The 16,006-nt window shown below is 75.5% G+C and carries 16 protein-coding genes; 9 read left to right on the plus strand and 7 right to left on the minus strand.

All coding sequences use genetic code 11. The features are described from left to right. The first annotated feature begins 37 nt into the window (after positions 1–37). The 9 genes from ACWGIS_RS20650 to lgt all read left to right on the plus strand — a co-directional run bounded on the left by ACWGIS_RS20650 (position 38) and on the right by lgt (position 7,331). Positions 38–679: a TIGR02234 family membrane protein gene (locus ACWGIS_RS20650; protein WP_453363884.1), complete on the plus strand. Its 642-nt coding sequence runs from the start codon at positions 38–40 to the stop codon at positions 677–679. 170 nt (positions 680–849) lie between these two features. Next, positions 850–1,098, plus strand: a complete 249-nt coding sequence (locus ACWGIS_RS20655; RefSeq protein WP_358852213.1) for an HGxxPAAW family protein — start codon at positions 850–852, stop codon at positions 1,096–1,098. Between the two features lie 110 nt (positions 1,099–1,208). Next, the gene (locus ACWGIS_RS20660; RefSeq protein ID WP_453363885.1) at positions 1,209–1,670 is read left to right on the plus strand and encodes a DUF2752 domain-containing protein; all 462 of its coding nucleotides are present in this window, start codon (positions 1,209–1,211) and stop codon (positions 1,668–1,670) included. 166 nt (positions 1,671–1,836) lie between these two features. Beyond that, positions 1,837–2,646: an indole-3-glycerol phosphate synthase TrpC gene (gene trpC / locus ACWGIS_RS20665; RefSeq protein ID WP_453363886.1), complete on the plus strand. Its 810-nt coding sequence runs from the start codon at positions 1,837–1,839 to the stop codon at positions 2,644–2,646. A gap of 37 nt (positions 2,647–2,683) precedes the next feature. Continuing rightward, positions 2,684–2,941 (plus strand): tryptophan biosynthesis modulator TrpM, encoded by a 258-nt coding sequence (trpM, locus tag ACWGIS_RS20670; RefSeq protein WP_453363938.1) that lies wholly within the window; start codon positions 2,684–2,686, stop codon positions 2,939–2,941. 146 nt (positions 2,942–3,087) lie between these two features. Then, a complete protein-coding gene (trpB, locus tag ACWGIS_RS20675; protein WP_453363887.1) occupies positions 3,088–4,374 on the plus strand; it encodes a tryptophan synthase subunit beta in 1,287 nt (428 codons plus the stop codon). Then, complete coding sequence (gene trpA, locus ACWGIS_RS20680; RefSeq protein WP_453363888.1) at positions 4,371–5,186, plus strand: tryptophan synthase subunit alpha; 816 nt, start codon at positions 4,371–4,373, stop codon at positions 5,184–5,186. Before trpB ends, trpA begins: the two co-directional genes overlap by 4 nt. A 152-nt stretch (positions 5,187–5,338) precedes the next feature. After that, positions 5,339–6,115 (plus strand): DsbA family protein, encoded by a 777-nt coding sequence (locus tag ACWGIS_RS20685; RefSeq protein ID WP_453363889.1) that lies wholly within the window; start codon positions 5,339–5,341, stop codon positions 6,113–6,115. Between the two features lie 130 nt (positions 6,116–6,245). Then, positions 6,246–7,331, plus strand: coding sequence for a prolipoprotein diacylglyceryl transferase (gene lgt / locus ACWGIS_RS20690; protein WP_453363890.1), 1,086 nt, complete (start codon positions 6,246–6,248; stop codon positions 7,329–7,331). Between the two features lie 91 nt (positions 7,332–7,422). Here lgt and ACWGIS_RS20695 read toward each other — a convergent pair whose 3' ends face one another. The 7 genes from ACWGIS_RS20695 to ACWGIS_RS20725 all read right to left on the minus strand — a co-directional run bounded on the left by ACWGIS_RS20695 (position 7,423) and on the right by ACWGIS_RS20725 (position 15,812). Then, positions 7,423–8,259 (minus strand): HpcH/HpaI aldolase/citrate lyase family protein, encoded by an 837-nt coding sequence (locus tag ACWGIS_RS20695; RefSeq protein WP_453363891.1) that lies wholly within the window; start codon positions 8,257–8,259, stop codon positions 7,423–7,425. Beyond that, positions 8,256–9,578, minus strand: coding sequence for a CaiB/BaiF CoA transferase family protein (locus ACWGIS_RS20700; RefSeq protein WP_453363892.1), 1,323 nt, complete (start codon positions 9,576–9,578; stop codon positions 8,256–8,258). The genes ACWGIS_RS20695 and ACWGIS_RS20700 overlap by 4 nt, the downstream gene beginning before the upstream one ends. Next, positions 9,575–10,477 carry a ribokinase gene (rbsK, locus tag ACWGIS_RS20705; RefSeq protein WP_453363893.1) on the minus strand — a complete coding sequence of 301 codons (903 nt, stop codon included), beginning with the start codon at positions 10,475–10,477 and terminating at the stop codon, positions 9,575–9,577. The genes ACWGIS_RS20700 and rbsK overlap by 4 nt, the downstream gene beginning before the upstream one ends. Then, entirely contained in the window at positions 10,474–11,856 is a 1,383-nt protein-coding gene (locus ACWGIS_RS20710; RefSeq protein ID WP_453363894.1) for an ADP-ribosylglycohydrolase family protein, read from the minus strand. The genes rbsK and ACWGIS_RS20710 overlap by 4 nt, the downstream gene beginning before the upstream one ends. Further along, positions 11,844–13,007 carry an ADP-ribosylglycohydrolase family protein gene (locus ACWGIS_RS20715; RefSeq protein WP_453363895.1) on the minus strand — a complete coding sequence of 388 codons (1,164 nt, stop codon included), beginning with the start codon at positions 13,005–13,007 and terminating at the stop codon, positions 11,844–11,846. Before ACWGIS_RS20715 ends, ACWGIS_RS20710 begins: the two co-directional genes overlap by 13 nt. 7 nt (positions 13,008–13,014) lie before the next feature. Further along, positions 13,015–14,127 carry an ADP-ribosylglycohydrolase family protein gene (locus ACWGIS_RS20720; protein WP_453363939.1) on the minus strand — a complete coding sequence of 371 codons (1,113 nt, stop codon included), beginning with the start codon at positions 14,125–14,127 and terminating at the stop codon, positions 13,015–13,017. 596 nt (positions 14,128–14,723) lie between these two features. After that, positions 14,724–15,812 (minus strand): ADP-ribosylglycohydrolase family protein, encoded by a 1,089-nt coding sequence (locus tag ACWGIS_RS20725; RefSeq protein ID WP_453363896.1) that lies wholly within the window; start codon positions 15,810–15,812, stop codon positions 14,724–14,726. Between the last annotated feature and the right edge of the window lie 194 nt (positions 15,813–16,006).

Here is a 16,006-nt window from a genome sequence, read left to right on the forward strand (position 1 = left end):
AACCCCGGGTGACGGTTCGCCCGGGGTTCAGGCGATAGTGGAGTACGTGACCGCTGTACCTCACCCCCGATCCGAAGCCGCCGCAGGACCCGCCGGGTCCGGCCGCCGCAGCCTCGCCACAGCCCTGTTGTGCGGCGCGCTCGGCGCCGCCGTGACGCTGCTGTCCACCCGGCGCAACTGGTCGGAGGGCACCGCGTCGGTGGCCGGCGGCGACTTCCCGCTGACCGCCAGCGGCAGCGACGTCACGGGCGTGCCCGCGGCCCTCGCCGTCGTCGGCCTCGCCGCCCTCGTCGCCGTCTTCGCCGTACGCCGCTCCGGCCGGCTGCTCGTCTCCGCGCTGCTCGCGCTCTCGGGCGCCGGCATCGTCGTCGCGGCGCTGCTCGGCGCGGACGACGCTTCCGCGCTCGACGAGAAGGCCGCCGAGGCCTCCGGCGACACGGCCGCGACGGTGGACGCGCTCAGCCACACCGCCTGGCCGTACGTCGCCGCCGTCGGCGGGGCGCTCATCCTCCTCGCGGGACTGCTGGCGCTGCGCTACGGACGGCTGTGGCCCGCCATGTCCGGCCGCTACGAGCGCGACGGCACCCCCCGGCCGCGCAGGACCAGGCCCGTCGACCCCGACCGCCCCGAGGACCTGTGGAAGGCCCTGGACCGCGGCGAGGACCCGACCGGGACGTAGGACCCCCCGCGCGGACGGGCCCGCCGGGACCTTCGGCCCGGGGCGCACGTCCCGACCCGGCCGCGACGGCGGAGCGGGTGCCACCCCGCGCTCAAGGCGGCCGCGCCGATACGGGACAATGGACGTCGAGCGTCCGACTCACACACGTACACAGCACTGAGGAGCAAGTCATGGCGGGCAGCAGCCACGGTCACACCCCGGCCGCCTGGACCGGTGTCATCATCGCCTTCATCGGTTTCTGCGTTTCCGGTGCCTTCATGGTGCTGGCCAACCCGCTGGGCTTCTGGGCCGGCATGGTGATCGTCGTCCTCGGTGGTGTCGTCGGCGGCATCATGCGGGCGATGGGCATGGGCCAGCCGAAGGAGGCGCACGTGCAGAAGCCGCACTCGGCGCCCCAGGTCGCCGGCGCGGAAGGCTGACCCGCCCGGCCGGGCCACGCCCGCCCCGCAGTCACGCACAGGAGAGCGGCCCCCGCACCGGGGGCCGCTCTCCCGTACCCGGCGGGCGCCGGTCGCGCCCGAGGGGCACAATGCGTCAGGTGAACGCCGAAACCCAGAGGGTGACCCCGCCGGGCGCGGGCACCGGCCCGGTGGCCGGGGCCGTGCGGCGGCTGGCCGCCCCCGCGGGCGTCCTCGCCGCGGTCGCCGGCGCCTTCGCCTACGTCGGGGCCGTCGACCCGAACGAGCCCGGGCACTACCCGGTCTGCCCGATGCTGCGCTACACGGGGCTGTACTGCCCCGGCTGCGGCGGACTGCGCAGCGCCCACGCCTTCGTGCACGGGGACTTCGCCACCGCGCTCACGGACAACGCGCTCGCCGTCGCGGGGTACCTGCTGTTCGCGGCGGTGTGGACCGTCTGGGTGGTCCGCGTGGCGCGCGGCCGGCCGGTACGGGTGGAGCTGGGCAACGTGCAGCTGTGGACGGCGGGCGTGCTGCTGCTGGCCTTCACCGTTGTCCGGAACCTGCCGTCCGGCGGCTGGCTGCACCCGTGAGCATGCGGCACATGTCCAGGTCGTGGGACCGGCGTCAACCGGATGCGAGCCCTGAGCCCTCCTCCGGATACCATCGCAGTGACCCGTGTGAACCGCCGGGACGGCGGGAGCCGGGTCCGACCGCTCGACCGCTCAACTGTCCACCGCAGGGAAGGGGGCCGCTCGCGTGAGTGTGCTCGACGAGATCATCGACGGAGTCCGTGCCGACCTCGCGGAACGGCAGGCGCGCGTCAGCCTCGACGAGCTCAAGGAGCGCGCGGCGAAGGCTCCGGCGGCCAAGGACGGCGTGGCCGCGCTGCGCGGCGACGGCGTCAAGGTCATCTGCGAGGTCAAGCGCTCCAGCCCCTCCAAGGGCGCGCTGGCCGCCATCGCCGACCCCGCCGCACTGGCCGCCGACTACGAGGCGGGTGGCGCGTCCGTCATCTCCGTGCTGACCGAGCAGCGCCGCTTCGGCGGTTCGCTGGCCGACCTGGAGGCCGTCCGCGCCAAGGTCGACATCCCCGTGCTGCGCAAGGACTTCATCGTCACCTCGTACCAGCTGTGGGAGGCCCGGGCGTACGGCGCCGACCTCGCCCTGCTGATCGTGGCCGCCCTCGACCAGGCCGCCCTGGAGTCCCTCATCGAGCGAGCCGAGTCCATCGGGCTCACCCCGCTGGTCGAGGTGCACGACGAGGACGAGGCCGAGCGGGCGGTGGACGCCGGCGCGAAGGTCATCGGCGTCAACGCGCGCAACCTGAAGGACCTCAAGGTCGACCGCGGCACCTTCGAGCGGGTCGCCCCCGAGATCCCGGACCACCTCGTCAAGATCGCCGAGTCCGGCGTCCGCGGACCGCACGACCTCATCGCCTACGCCAACGCCGGCGCCGACGCGGTCCTGGTGGGCGAGTCCCTCGTCACCGGCCGCGACCCGAAGGCCGCCGTCTCCGACCTCGTGGCGGCCGGGGCCCACCCCGCCCTGCGGCACGGACGGGGCTGACGCTCCCGTGGCCGGCCCGACCGCCCCCCGCCCCCGGGTGAGCCCGTGCTCACCCGGCGTCGGCGGGTGCCTGCGGTCGGCCGCCCCGCTTCCCGCCGCCCCGGCGGCGCGGGACCCCTACGCCCGCCTCGCCCGCGGCTGCCGCCCGCGCGGCTGCCGGGCGCCGGCCCGCCGTGTGCACGGCCGCCGGGTCCGCTACGTCATCGGGGACGAGCCGGGGCAGGTCAACGGCATGCGATGGCGCCGGCGCGTACCCGCGCCCACGCCGGCCCCGGCCGCCCTCAGGGTGGCCTGACCGTCCCGCACCGCCGCCGGTGGCCCCGCCACCGGCCGCGACGGCGGGGACGGCCCGGGTCCGGTGCCCGCGCGGCGTGCGCGTCCGTGCATCACGTGACCCCTTCCGACCCGTGACCGGGGCAGACGCCCCAGCGAGGTATCCGCATGCCCAGCGAGTTCTTCATTCCCGACCCCGAGGGTCAGGTCCCCAGCGCCGAGGGGTACTTCGGCGCGTTCGGCGGCAAGTTCATCCCGGAGGCGCTGGTCGCCGCCGTGGACGAGGTCGCCGTCGAGTACGACAAGGCCAAGGCCGACCCCGAGTTCGCCCGCGAGCTGGACGACCTGCTCGTCCACTACACGGGACGCCCGAGCTCCCTGACCGAGGTGCCGCGTTTCGCCGAACACGCGGGCGGCGCCCGGGTGTTCCTCAAGCGCGAGGACCTGAACCACACCGGCTCACACAAGATCAACAACGTGCTCGGGCAGGCCCTGCTCACCCGGCGCATGGGCAAGACCCGTGTCATCGCCGAGACCGGGGCCGGACAGCACGGCGTGGCCACCGCCACCGCCTGCGCCCTGTTCGGGCTCGACTGCACCATCTACATGGGCGAGATCGACACCCAGCGCCAGGCGCTGAACGTGGCCCGGATGCGGATGCTCGGCGCCGAGGTCATCGCCGTGAAGTCCGGCAGCCGCACCCTCAAGGACGCCATCAACGAGGCGTTCCGCGACTGGGTCGCCAACGTCGACCGCACCCACTACCTCTTCGGCACCGTCGCGGGACCCCACCCCTTCCCCGCCATGGTCCGGGACTTCCACCGGGTGATCGGCGTCGAGGCCCGCCGGCAGATCCTGGAGCGCGCCGGACGGCTGCCCGACGCCGCCGTCGCCTGCGTCGGCGGCGGCTCCAACGCCATCGGCCTCTTCCACGCGTTCATCCCCGACGCCGACGTGCGTCTCATCGGCTGCGAGCCCGCCGGGCACGGCATCGAGACCGGTGAGCACGCGGCGACCCTGACCGCGGGCGAGCCCGGCATCCTGCACGGCTCGCGCTCGTACGTCCTCCAGGACGACGAGGGCCAGATCACCGAGCCGTACTCGATCTCGGCCGGCCTGGACTACCCCGGCATCGGCCCCGAGCACGCCTACCTCAAGGACAGCGGCCGCGGCGAGTACCGCGCGGTCACCGACGACGCCGCGATGCAGGCACTGCGCCTGCTCTCCCGCACCGAGGGCATCATCCCGGCCATCGAGAGCGCGCACGCGCTGGCCGGCGCCCTGGAGGTCGGCCGGGAGCTGGGCCCGGACGGGCTGATCGTCGTCAACCTGTCCGGGCGCGGCGACAAGGACATGGACACGGCCGCCCGCTGGTTCGGCCTGTACGACACCGACGCCGCCGTCCGGGCGGACGAGGCCGGCGACGGCGCGGAGATCGAGGGGGACGCCAAGTGAGCGGCAACATCCGGCTGCTGAGCGACACGCTCGCGGGCGCCAGGGCCGAGGGCCGGGCCGCCCTCATCGCCTACCTCCCGGCGGGCTTCCCGACCGTGGACGGCGGGATCGAGGCCGTCAAGGCCGTCTTCGACGGCGGCGCCGACGTCGTCGAGGTGGGGCTGCCGCACAGCGACCCCGTCCTCGACGGCCCCGTCATCCAGACCGCCGACGACATCGCCCTGCGCGGCGGCGTCAGGATCGCGGACGTGATGCGCACGGTCCGTGAGGCGCACGCCGCCACCGGGAAGCCGGTGCTCGTGATGACGTACTGGAACCCCATCGACCGCTACGGCGTCGAGCGCTTCACGGCGGAGCTGGCCGAGGCGGGCGGGGCCGGCTGCATCCTGCCCGACCTGCCGGTGCAGGAGTCGGCGCTGTGGCGCGAGCACGCCGAGAAGCACGGCCTCGCGACCGTCTTCGTCGTCGCCCCCAGCAGCAAGGACGCCCGGCTCGCCGAGATCACCGCGGCGGGCTCCGGCTTCGTCTACGCGGCCTCGCTGATGGGCGTCACCGGCACCCGCGAGTCGGTGGGCGCGCAGGCGCAGGACCTGGTGGGGCGCACCAAGGCCACCACCGACCTGCCCGTCTGCGTCGGCCTCGGCGTCTCCGACGCCCGGCAGGCAGCCGAGGTGGCCGGCTTCGCCGACGGCGTCATCGTCGGCTCGGCCTTCGTCAAGCGGATGCTGGACGCGCCCGACGAGGCCGCGGGACTGGACGCCGTACGCGCCCTCGCGAGCGACCTGGCGAAGGGCGTGCGCCGCACGGCGTGACCCCTCCGCGCGGTGCGCGGGGCGCCCGGCCCCGCCCACCGGCGCGACAGCGTCCGTCGTATACGCGCACGTAAAGGACAATCCGCTCACTCGAACGGGTGGACCTGGGGCCGGGGAGGCGCGCTGCGCCTCCCCGGTTCGTTCTGCCGGATGTGAGCGAGAAGAACCGTGACGGAAAGCGCACCGCCCGCGAGCGGCTGGCGGTCGAGCGAGAGAAGCACAAGGCCGCGGAGAAGCGCCGGCGCGCGCTGATCGTGGGTGCGTCGGTGGTCTGCGTCCTTGGTCTGGCCGCGGTGGTGGGCGTCCTCGCCGCCAACGCGGGCAAGGACGACAAGAGCGACAGCGCGGGCCCCGTCGTGTCGCCCTCGGGGGCGCGGGGCAAGGACGGTCTCGCCCTCCCCGTCGGCAAGGACGCCGCCAAGTCCACCCTCACGGTGTACGAGGACTTCCGCTGCCCGGCCTGCAAGTCCTTCGAGACGGTGTACCGCCCGACGATCCACGAGCTGGTGGCGGCCGGTCAGCTCAAGGTCGACTACCACCTCGCCACCCTCATCGACGGGAACATGGGCGGCAGCGGCTCCCGCCAGGCGGCCAACGCCGCGGCCTGCGCCCAGGACGCCGGGAAGTTCACCGCGTACCACGACGTGCTGTACGACAACCAGCCCCAGGAGACCGACGACGCCTTCGCCGACAAGGACAAGCTCATCGAGCTCGCGGGCAAGGTCGACGGTCTGGACACCCCGGCGTTCCGCGCGTGTGTGAACGACGGCACGCACGACAGCTGGGTGATGAAGTCGAACCAGGCCTTCCAGGCCGGTCACTTCGGCGGCACGCCGACGGTCCTGTTCGGCGGCAAGAACATCTACGCGGACCGCACGATGACCCCGGCGAAGCTCAAGCAGATGGTCCAGGCGGAGAACAAGGGCTGAGCCCCCCGTCCCGCGCCGCGCGTCCGGCGCCGCCCCCGGTCTCCCGCAGGCCGGGGGCGCTCCCCGTTATGGACCCGTAGCCGGGCCGCCCGCCGTGGCCCCCGTCCGGCACGGTAGCGTCGACCCTGCCATGGAACTTGCCTACATCCCCAGCCCGTCGCGCGGTGTGCTGCACCTCGGCCCCATTCCGCTGCGCGGCTACGCGTTCTGCATCATCATCGGCGTCTTCGTGGCCGTCTGGCTCGGCAACAAGCGCTGGGTCGCCCGCGGCGGGCGTCCCGGCACGGTGGCCGACATCGCGGTCTGGGCCGTTCCGTTCGGCCTGGTCGGCGGACGGCTCTACCACGTGATCACGGACTACGAGCTGTACTTCAGCGAGGGCCGCGACTGGGTGGACGCCTTCAAGATCTGGGAGGGCGGACTCGGCATCTGGGGCGCGATCGCCCTCGGCGCCGTGGGCGCGTGGATCGGCTGCCGCCGCCGCGGCATCCCGCTGCCCGCGTGGGCGGACGCCCTCGCACCCGGCATCGTCTTCGCCCAGGCCATCGGCCGCTGGGGCAACTGGTTCAACCAGGAGCTGTACGGGCGGGAGACGTCGCTGCCCTGGGCGCTGCACATCACGTCCTCGACGGACGGACGGGTACCGGGCTACTACCACCCGACGTTCCTGTACGAGTCGCTGTGGTGCGTCGGCGTCGGCTTCCTGGTGATCTGGGCCGACCGCCGTTTCAAGCTCGGGCACGGCCGGGCGTTCGCGCTGTACGTCGCGGCGTACTGCGTGGGCCGCGGCTGGATCGAGTACATGCGCGTCGACGACGCCCACCACTTCCTGGGCCTGCGCCTGAACAACTGGACCGCGATCGTGGTCTTCGTCCTCGCGGTGGTCTACATCGTCCTCTCGGCGCGACTGCGGCCGGGACGCGAGGAGGTCGTGGAGCCCGGGGCCGGCCCGGACGGCTCCGGTGACGGCGACGGCAAGGGCGACGGAGCGGACGGCGACGACGCCGGGACCGCCGACGACACCACCGACGGAACCGGCCCCGAGGCCGTCGACCTCGGCAAGAAGGCCGACGGCGGGACCGACGGGAAGGCCGAAGGGACCGACGGGAAGTCCGCCGACGCCTCCGGGTCCGCGAAGGCGGACGAGGGCACGGCGGACGGCGCCGCGAAGGCCCCGGCGACGAAGGACGAGGCCGGGTCGGCCAACAAGAGCTGACACACCGCGCTGCGGGACGGAGGGCACCGGATCACGGATCCGGTGCCCTCCGTCCGTGTGCCGGGCGGGCGACGCCGTGGGCCCGGACGCCTCATCCGCGGCGGCGGGCCAGCGCCAGCGTCCGCTGGGCGCCCGCCACCACGGCCGCGTCGACGAAACGGCCGTCGGGGAGGGCCTGCGCCCCCGGGTGGGCGGCGGCCGCCTTCAGGACCGCCTCCGCGGACTCGGTCTCCTCCGGGGTCGGGAGATACGCCCGCTCGATGACGGGCAGTTGCCGCGGATGGATGGCGGCGCGTCCGAGGAAGCCCAGGGCGCGCCCGTGGGCACAGGACACGGCCAGCCCGTCCAGGTCCCGGATGTCCGGGTAGACCGACTGGGTGGGCGGCGCCAGACCCGCGGCCCGGGCGGCCACGACCACGCGGGAGCGCGCCCAGTCGAGACCCGCGTCCTCCCGTACGCCGAGGTCCGCCCGCAGGTCCGCCTCGCCGAGCGCGATGCCGCGCAGGGCGTGGTGCGAGGACGCGACCGCGAAGGCGTGCTCCACACCGAGGGCCGACTCCAGCAGGGCGTACAGCCGCGGGGCGCCGCCCTCGGCGGGCACGGCGCCCTCCGCCACCCGCACGACGTCCCGCGGCGAGGTCACCTTCGGCAGCCGCAGCCCGGACAGTCCGGGGAGCCGGGCGAGCACGTCCAGGTCGGCCTCGGCCAGAGGGCCGTCCAGGGCGTTCACCCGGACGTGGACCGGGACCGGCGGGATGTCGGAGAGCAGGTCCGCCGTGGCCTCGCGGGCGTACTCCTTCCGGTCGGGGGCCACCGCGTCCTCCAGGTCGACGATGACGACGTCCGCGCCGCAGCCGAGCGCCTTGGCCACCACGTCGGGGCGGTCCCCGGGCACGTACAGCCAGGTGAGCAGGGGTTCCGGGGTCACAGGGCACCCTCCGCCCGCAGGGCCTCGATCTCCGGCCCGGTGAGGCCGAGTTCGGTGAGCACCGCCCGCGTGTCCGCACCGTGCGGACGGCCCGCCCAGCGGATCGCACCGGGGGTGTCGGAGAGCCGGAAGAGGACGTTCTGCATGCGCAGCGGGCCCAGTTCGGGGTCGTCGACCGTCGTGATGCTGTCCAGGGCCGCGTACTGCGGGTCCGCCATGACGTCCCGGACGTCCTGGATCGGCGCCACCGCCGCCTCCGCCTTCTCGAAGGCCTCCAGGACCTCCTCGCGGGTGTGGCGGGCGATCCACGTGCCGACGGCCTCGTCCAGGACGTCCGCGTTGCGCGCCCGCTCCGCGCCCGTCGCGAACCACGGCTCGTCGATCAGCTCCGGGCGGCCGACCAGCCGCATCAGCCGCTCCGCTACCGACTGCGCCGACGTGGACACCGCGACCCACATGCCGTCGGCCGTGCGGTAGGTGTTGCGCGGCGCGTTGTTGGCCGAGCGGTTGCCGGTACGGGGCTGGACGTGGCCGAGCTGGTCGTACCAGAGGGGCTGCGGGCCGACCACGGTGAGGATCGGCTCGATGATCGCCGTGTCGACCACCTGGCCCGCGCCCGTGCGGTCCCGGGCCGTCAGCGCCGTCATCACCGCGTACGCCGTCGCCAGGCCGGCGATCGAGTCGGCCAGCCCGAACGGCGGCAGGGTCGGCGGGGCGCCCGGTTCGCCGGTGATCGCCGCGAACCCGCTCATCGCCTCCGCCAGCGTGCCGAAGCCGGGGCGGTGCGCGTACGGGCCGAACTGGCCGAAGCCGGTGACCCGGGCCAGCACCAGCCGCGGATTGACGGCCGACAGCTCCTCCCAGCCGAGGCCCCACTTCTCCAGGGTGCCGGGGCGGAAGTTCTCCACGACCACGTCGGCGGTCGCGGCGAGACGGAGCAGGGTGTCCCGGCCGCCGGGGCTCGACAGGTCCAGGGTGATCGCGCGCTTGTTGCGGCCGAGGAGCTTCCACCACAGCCCCACACCGTCCTTGGAGGGGCCGTGGCCCCGGGACGGGTCCGGTCTGACCGGATGCTCGACCTTGATCACCTCGGCGCCGAAGTCGCCCAGCATCGTGGCGGCCAGGGGTCCGGCGAAGAGGGTCGCGAGGTCGAGCACGCGCAGGCCGGTCAGCGGCCCGTCCCGGGTCGGCGTACCGGCGCCGGGCCGACGCGAGGCGCCCGCGCCGCCCTCTGCGCCGTCCCGGCCGTCGTCCCGGCCGTCGTCCGGGTCGGCGGCCGGGGTGTGCCGCCTGGCGCCGTGGTCCGTCCCGGCGCTCATGACGCGGGCCGGGACGCCTGGGCGTCGATCTCGGACCGGCAGGGCATCGAGGACGACGCGCCCGGCCGCTGCACCGACAGCGCGGCGGCCGCCGAGGCCCAGGCGAGCGCGGACCCCATCGGCCGGCCCTCGGCGAGCGCGACGGCGAGGGTGCCGACGAAGGTGTCGCCCGCGCCGGTGGTGTCCACGGCGGTCACCTGGGGCGCCGGGACGCTGATCGGGTCGTGGTCGCGCGCGACGTACAGGCTGCCGCCCGCGCCCATCGTGACGATCACGGCCGGGACCCGGGCGAGCAGGGCCTTGGCCGCCTCCCGGGGCTCGGTGACCCCGCCGAGCGCGGCGGCCTCGTGCTGGTTGGCGACGAGCAGGTCGACCGAGTCCAGCAGCTCGGGCGGCAGCGGCCGGACGGGGGAGGGGGTCAGGATCGTGCGGACTCCGTGGGCGCGGGCGGCCTCGGCGCCGGCGATCACGGCCGCGAGCGGGATCTCCAGCTGGAGCAGCAGCGCGTCGGCGGCGGCGATGAGGGCCTCGTCGCCGGGGGCCAGGTGGTCGACGGTGCCGTTCGCGCCGGGGATGACGACGATGGCGTTGGCACCCTCGTCGTCCACGACGATGTGCGCGGTGCCGGACGGGCCCTCGGTGGTGCGCAGATGGTCGGTGTCCACGCCCGAGTGTTCGAGGGTGGCGCGCAGTCCGGCCCCGAACGTGTCGGAGCCGACCGCGCCGATCATCGAGACGTCGGCGCCCGCGTGGGCGGCGGCGACGGCCTGGTTGGCGCCCTTGCCGCCGGGGATGGTGCGGAACTCCCGGCCCGTCACGGTCTCCCCGCGCCGCGGGGCCTTGGCGACGTACGCGACGAGGTCCATGTTCGTGCTGCCGAGCACGGCGATGAGGGTCATGGGCGGCTGGCCTCCTGAGGGCTCTGGTGGTGGGTGAGCTGGGCGAGGGTGTCGAAGCCGACGCCGTCGAAGTCGGCGATCGAGGTGGCCAGTCGGTTCTTCAGGAGCGCGGTCCACCGGTCGGGCAGGGCGGCGGGGTCCCGCGCCAGCAGGCCCGCGACGCTGCCCGCCGTCGCGCCGTTGGAGTCGGTGTCCCAGCCGCCCGACACCGCGCGGCAGACCGAGCCGGTGAAGTCGCCGTCCGCGTGGGTGAGCGCGGCGGCGAGCAGGGCGGTGTTGGGGACGGCGTGCACCCAGTGGTAGGCGCCGTGCGTGGCGTGCAGTACGTCCACCACCGCGTCGAAGTCCTCGGTCGTACGGGCCAGTTCGACGGCGTGGCGGACCGCCGCGGCCAGCCGGGAGCCGGCCGGGACGACGGCGAGTCCCGCGCCCAGGCAGGCGTGCACGTCGCTCCCGCCGCCGGCCGCCTCGGCGATGACGGCCGCCGCGAACATGGCCGCGTAGACGCCGTTCGCCGTGTGGGTGAGGACGGCGTCCCGGTGGGCCTGCTCGGCGGCGGCCGCCGGGTCCCCGGGGTTCGTCCAGCCGTGGACGTCCGCGCGGATGAGGGCGCCGATCCACTCGCGGAACGGGTTGCGGTGGCGGGCCGTGCGCGGGGGTTCCACCCCGCTGAGGAGGTTGCGGTACGCGACGCGTTCCGCGGTGAACGTGCGGCCGGCCGGGAGTTCGTCCAGCCAGAGCCGGGCCACGTCGGCGGTGGTGAAGCCGCGGCCGTACCGCTGGAGCAACAGCACGTTCAGCAGCGGGTAGTTGAGGTCGTCGTCCTCTGGCATGCCGTCGATGTTCTCGGCGAGGGAGTTCGGTGCGGAGCGCCGGTTCCAGGGGTGGGCCGCCGCCAGCGCGGGGGGCAGTCCGCGGGCCGTGAACCACGTGTGCAGGGGCCAGTTGCCGGTGGCCCGGGCCAGTGCGCGGATCGCGTGCAGGGGCAGTTTCTCCACCGGTTTGCCCAGGAGGCAGCCGACGGCCCGGCCGACCCAGGCGGCCTCCAGCGGGAGCGGGCCGGGCGCCCGCGCCGGGGTGCCGGCCGCGTCGCGGGCGGGCCAGTCCGGGCAGCGGTCCCTGATCCCTTCGAGGCCGGTCGGCTCCCGGTCCGCCAGGGCGGCGGGCAGGTCGGCCAGTTCGTCGAGCAGGTCCTCGGCGAGGACACGCAGGTAGGGGGAGGCCGGAGCCGTCGAGGCGCCCGCCCGGGCGGGCGACGCGGGGCCGCCGGCCGCCCGCCAGCGGGCCGCGACGGCGGCCGGCTCGCGGCCGTCCTCGGCCGCCTGGCGCAGTTCGTGGCCGAGCAGGTCCTCGGGCTGCACCCACGTCAGCCGGAGCATGGCGCCCCCGTGAGGGCGCCGAACGCCGCCTCGTGGGCCCGCCGGCGCCGTACGTCCCGGGCGAAGATCTCGCGGGCGACCTCCGCGAGGGCCGTCGCGGGCGCGTGCAGGTCGAGACGGCTCGCCTCGGCGACCGCCTTCGCCCAGTCCTCGGGGACCGCCGAGCCCAGTGCGCCGGCCAGGGCGCCGGACATCGTGGCGATGGAGTCGCAGTCCCGGCCGTAGTTGACCGAACCCAGCACGGCGTGCCGGTAGTCGCCGCCGGCGACCAGCAACATGCCCAGCGCGACCGGGAGTTCCTCGATCGCGTGCAGACGGGAGGGGCGGCGGGCGCCGAGCGAGGGGGAGCGGTAGTCCGGGCCGACCGTGTCGTAGGGGGCCACGGCCTCGCGCAGCGGCCGCAGCGCCGACTCGAAGTCCGTGTGCCGGACGGCGACTTCGCAGACGGCCTCGACGGCGGCCCGCGTCCCGTCCTTGGCCAGGGCGAGGCAGGCGTCGACGACCGAGGCGGGGGTGGCCCCCGGGGCGCACGCCGCGGCGACCGCCGCCGCGAAGACGCCCGCCGCCTCACGGCCGTACGACGACTGGTGGGCGCCGGCGACGTCGAGCGCCTCGGCGTACGCGGCGGCGGGATGGCCCGCGTTGACCAGGCCGACCGGCGCCATGTACATCGCCGCACCGCAGTTGACGATGTTCCCGGTGCCGGCCTCGCGGGGGTCGACGTGCCCGTAGTGGAGCCGGGCCACCAGCCACTTCTCGGCGAGGAAGATCCGCTGGAGCGGGAGGGCCTCCGCCTCCAGCTCGGGGATCCAGCGCGGGGTGCCCATCAGGTCCGGGACCAGGTGCTCGGCGACCGCGTAGGCGTCGAGGTGGTCGCGGACCGCGGCGTACACGCGGACCAGGGCGTGCGTCATCAGGGTGTCGTCGGTGACGTGCCCGTCGCCCTTGTGGTACGGGGCGATCGGGCGGGCGGTGCGCCAGGTGTCGCCGTTCCAGGGGCCGACGACACCGTGCACGCGGCCGCCGTGACGTCCGAGGATCTGCTCCGGGGCGTAGCCCTCGACCGGCCCGCCGAGGGCGTCGCCGACGGCGGCTCCGACGAGGGCCCCGGTGATCCGTTCTTCCAGGGTTTCCGTGGTGGTGGGCGTCATGCCCGAATCATCCCCCTGGTGTGCTCGGTTCCGTGGCTGCCAGGAGTCCGGCGAGTTCCACCAGGTCGGTGCCCGTGAGGCGGGGCAGGGCGCAGCCCGAGAGCGTGCGGCAGGCGTCGCGCCAGGCGGCGGGGACCGAGTCGCCGCCGCCGAGCGCGCCGGTCAGCGCGCCCACCAGGGCGGGGGCGGAGTCGGCGACCCGGGACAGGCACGCGGCGGCCGGCACCGCCTCGGCGATCCGGCCGCCCGCCGCGGTGGCGAGGGCGAGGGCGACCGGGACGGTCTCGGCGGCGGCGATGCCGTAGCTGTAGACGTGGTCGACGATCTGGTGCTCCAGCAGCGGTACGAGCCCGAACGTGCTGTCCGCCGCCCTGGCGAGGGCGATCGCGTGCCGGGCGTTGCGCCCGATCTCCGTCGCCTCCGGCAGCTCGGCGAGCGCGGCCGTCACGCAGGCGTCGACGTGCGCCCCGGTCAGGGCGAGCGCGAGCGCGGCGGCCATGGCGCGGGCGCCGTGCACGCCGTCGCCGTCCTGGGTGTAGCGGGCGTCGAACTCGGCGAGTTCCGCGGCGGGTCCGGGCTCGCCGGGGTGGGCCACGGCGAGCACGCAGGCGCGTACGCAGGCAGCGTCGTCGAAGTAGTGCGGGTTGTCGTGGCCGGTGGCGGGCGGGCGCAGGCCGGCGGCGAGGTTGCCGAGGCCGGCCCGGACGGAGATCCGGGCGCGCAGCGGCAGGACGGCCGACTCGACCTCCGGGGCGCGTTCGGCCGCGGCGGCGACCTCGCCGGCGACGGCGTTCCACGCCAGGTCGATGGCGGCGCGCATCCGGCGCTCCCGGCTGAGGTCGCCTAGCGCCCCGGCGTCCCCGGCCCGCAGGACCGCCTCGGCCGCGAACGCCGCCCACTCGGCGTCGTCCGACGGGCCGAGCCGCAGGGGCTCGGGCGGCTGGTTGAGGGCGATCGGCACGGGCAGCGTGGTGGTGGCGTTCTGCTCCGCGAAGGTGTCCAGCTCCCGGGTGAGGCGCCGCGTCCACTCGGGCATCCGCGCGGCCCGGTGCCGGGCCGCGGGCCATCCGGCCGCGTCCCCCGCGGCCAGCCCGAGCAGTAGCCCCTCGATCCGCCGCACCGCCGCCCCGCCCCGGCCCTGGGTGACCCGGCCGGACCCCGCCTCGGGGACCGTCTTGATGAGGATGACGAGCGGCGAGCCGGGCCGTGACGCTGGGCCGTCGCCGACGGTGGGTCCGGTCGCCGGGGTGGTGGGAGGTGGGGCGGGGTGGGGCGTGGGGGTGTCGTCGGTGGGGGCGGTCGGTGTCGTGGCGAGGGCGCTGGGCGGGGTGCCGGGGAGGGCCGGGGAGGTGTCCTTGCACGGGGTGTTGGGGCCGGTTGCCGGGGTTGTGGGTGGTGGGACCGGGTGGGGCCTGGGGGTGTCGTCGGTGGGGGCGGTCGGTGTCGTGGCGAGGGCGCTGGGCGGGGTGCCGGGGAGGGCCGGGGAGGCGTCCTCGCTCGGGGCGGTGGGGCCGGGTGCCGGAGTGGTGAGCGGTAGGTCGGGGCGGAGTGCCGGGGTGTCCCTGCCCGGCGTGCAGGCCGGGGCCGCGGTAGGGGGTCCAGCGGGTGTCGGCGGGGTGTCGTCGGTGAGTGCCGGGGCCGTGAGGCCGGTGGGGAGTGCGGCGGGGGCGTCGGACGCCGCGCCCTCGCCGGGCTCGTCTCCGACCAGGCCGGGCGTCACGGCCGTACCCCGTCGAGGTGGGCCGCGCCGCGCTGCGGGTCCTGGACCGTGCGGGCCGCGGGGCCGGCGCCCGCGGTCCACCTGTCCTCGTCCTCCGGGGTCAGCAGCTCCGCCACGTCCAGCACGTGGTGGCCCGCCATGGAGGGCAGGCAGCTGCCCCGGGCCGGACCGATGGCGGACGCCCACGCGGCCGGCACGGAGCGGGCGCCGCACGTGGCGCCGGCCAGCGCCCCGGCGACCGCCGCCGTCGTGTCCGCGTCGCGTCCCATGTTCACGGCCGTGAGGACGGATTCCGTGAAGTCGCCGTCGGCGGCCGCGTACGCGCCGAAGGCGAGGGCGACGGCCTCGGGGGCCAGGTCCGTCCACGGGTAGCCGCCGATGACGACCGCGGAGCGGACCGCGCGTTCGCCCCGGTGGGCGACCGCGACCGCGCGCCGCAGGGACCGGGCCGTCCAGGAGTCGTCCGGGATCACAGCGAGGGCGCAGGCCACGACGGCGATGGTCGGCGCCCCGGTCATCGCCGCCGCGACGCCCGCCGCCACCGCCTGGCCGCCGTAGATGCCCTCCCCCTCGTGGCTGACCGAACCGTCGATCGCCACCAGGCGGGCCGCCTCCGCCGGACGCCCCGCCGCGAAGACGCCGAAGGGGGCCGCGCGCATCGCGAGACCGTCGCTCCAGGCGTGCCGGTGCTGGGCGGAGATCGGCGCCGCCAGCCCCCGGCGCAGGTTCTCCAGGGTGCCCCGCTCGCTGAACCCGGCGCCCCGGAACGGGCCCTCGTCCCGGTCGGCGATCCACTGGTGCCAGGCCGTCTCGACATGGGTCACGGTGAGGGCCGAGCCGTGGCGGGCCAGCAGCAGCCCGGAGAAGATCGCGTACTCGGTGTCGTCGGTGCCGGCCGGGTGCTCGGCGACGTAGCCGGTGATCCGGCCCCACCGCGCCCGGATCTCGGACGGCTTCATGTTCTCGGCGGGCGCTCCGAGCGCGTCCCCGACGGCGAGGCCGAGGAGCGCACCGCGCGCCCGGTCGCGCAGGTCGGCGGCGTCCTGGGATGCCGGGCCCGAGGGAATGCAGGCGATGGAAGCCATACGGTGCCTCTCTCTCGCGGCTCCCGTCACGGCGGGCGGAGCCACAGCGCGGAACCGTGTGCGGCACCAGGGCGCGGAACCGTGCGCGGAACCCTTTGCGGATCTGTCCCACCGGAACGGTTCGGCACTGCCTCGCGGCCCGTAGCGTCACCCGGTCGACAGCCGTGCGAGGTGATCCACGGAAGAGCGGCGGA

The sequence above is a fragment of the Streptomyces sp. NPDC054842 genome (assembly GCF_053611025.1).

What these genes read in the sequence shown, in the direction of transcription:
- ACWGIS_RS20655 (WP_358852213.1), top strand. Translation starts at nt 850, where the DNA reads ATGGCGGGCAGCAGCCACGGTCACACCCCGGCCGCCTGGACCGGTGTC.
- ACWGIS_RS20660 (WP_453363885.1), top strand. Translation starts at nt 1,209, where the DNA reads ATGCGTCAGGTGAACGCCGAAACCCAGAGGGTGACCCCGCCGGGCGCG.
- trpB (WP_453363887.1), top strand. Translation starts at nt 3,088, where the DNA reads ATGCCCAGCGAGTTCTTCATTCCCGACCCCGAGGGTCAGGTCCCCAGC.
- lgt (WP_453363890.1), top strand. Translation starts at nt 6,246, where the DNA reads ATGGAACTTGCCTACATCCCCAGCCCGTCGCGCGGTGTGCTGCACCTC.
- ACWGIS_RS20700 (WP_453363892.1), bottom strand. Translation starts at nt 9,578, where the DNA reads ATGAGCGCCGGGACGGACCACGGCGCCAGGCGGCACACCCCGGCCGCC.
- rbsK (WP_453363893.1), bottom strand. Translation starts at nt 10,477, where the DNA reads ATGACCCTCATCGCCGTGCTCGGCAGCACGAACATGGACCTCGTCGCG.
- ACWGIS_RS20710 (WP_453363894.1), bottom strand. Translation starts at nt 11,856, where the DNA reads ATGCTCCGGCTGACGTGGGTGCAGCCCGAGGACCTGCTCGGCCACGAA.
- ACWGIS_RS20715 (WP_453363895.1), bottom strand. Translation starts at nt 13,007, where the DNA reads ATGACGCCCACCACCACGGAAACCCTGGAAGAACGGATCACCGGGGCC.
- ACWGIS_RS20725 (WP_453363896.1), bottom strand. Translation starts at nt 15,812, where the DNA reads ATGGCTTCCATCGCCTGCATTCCCTCGGGCCCGGCATCCCAGGACGCC.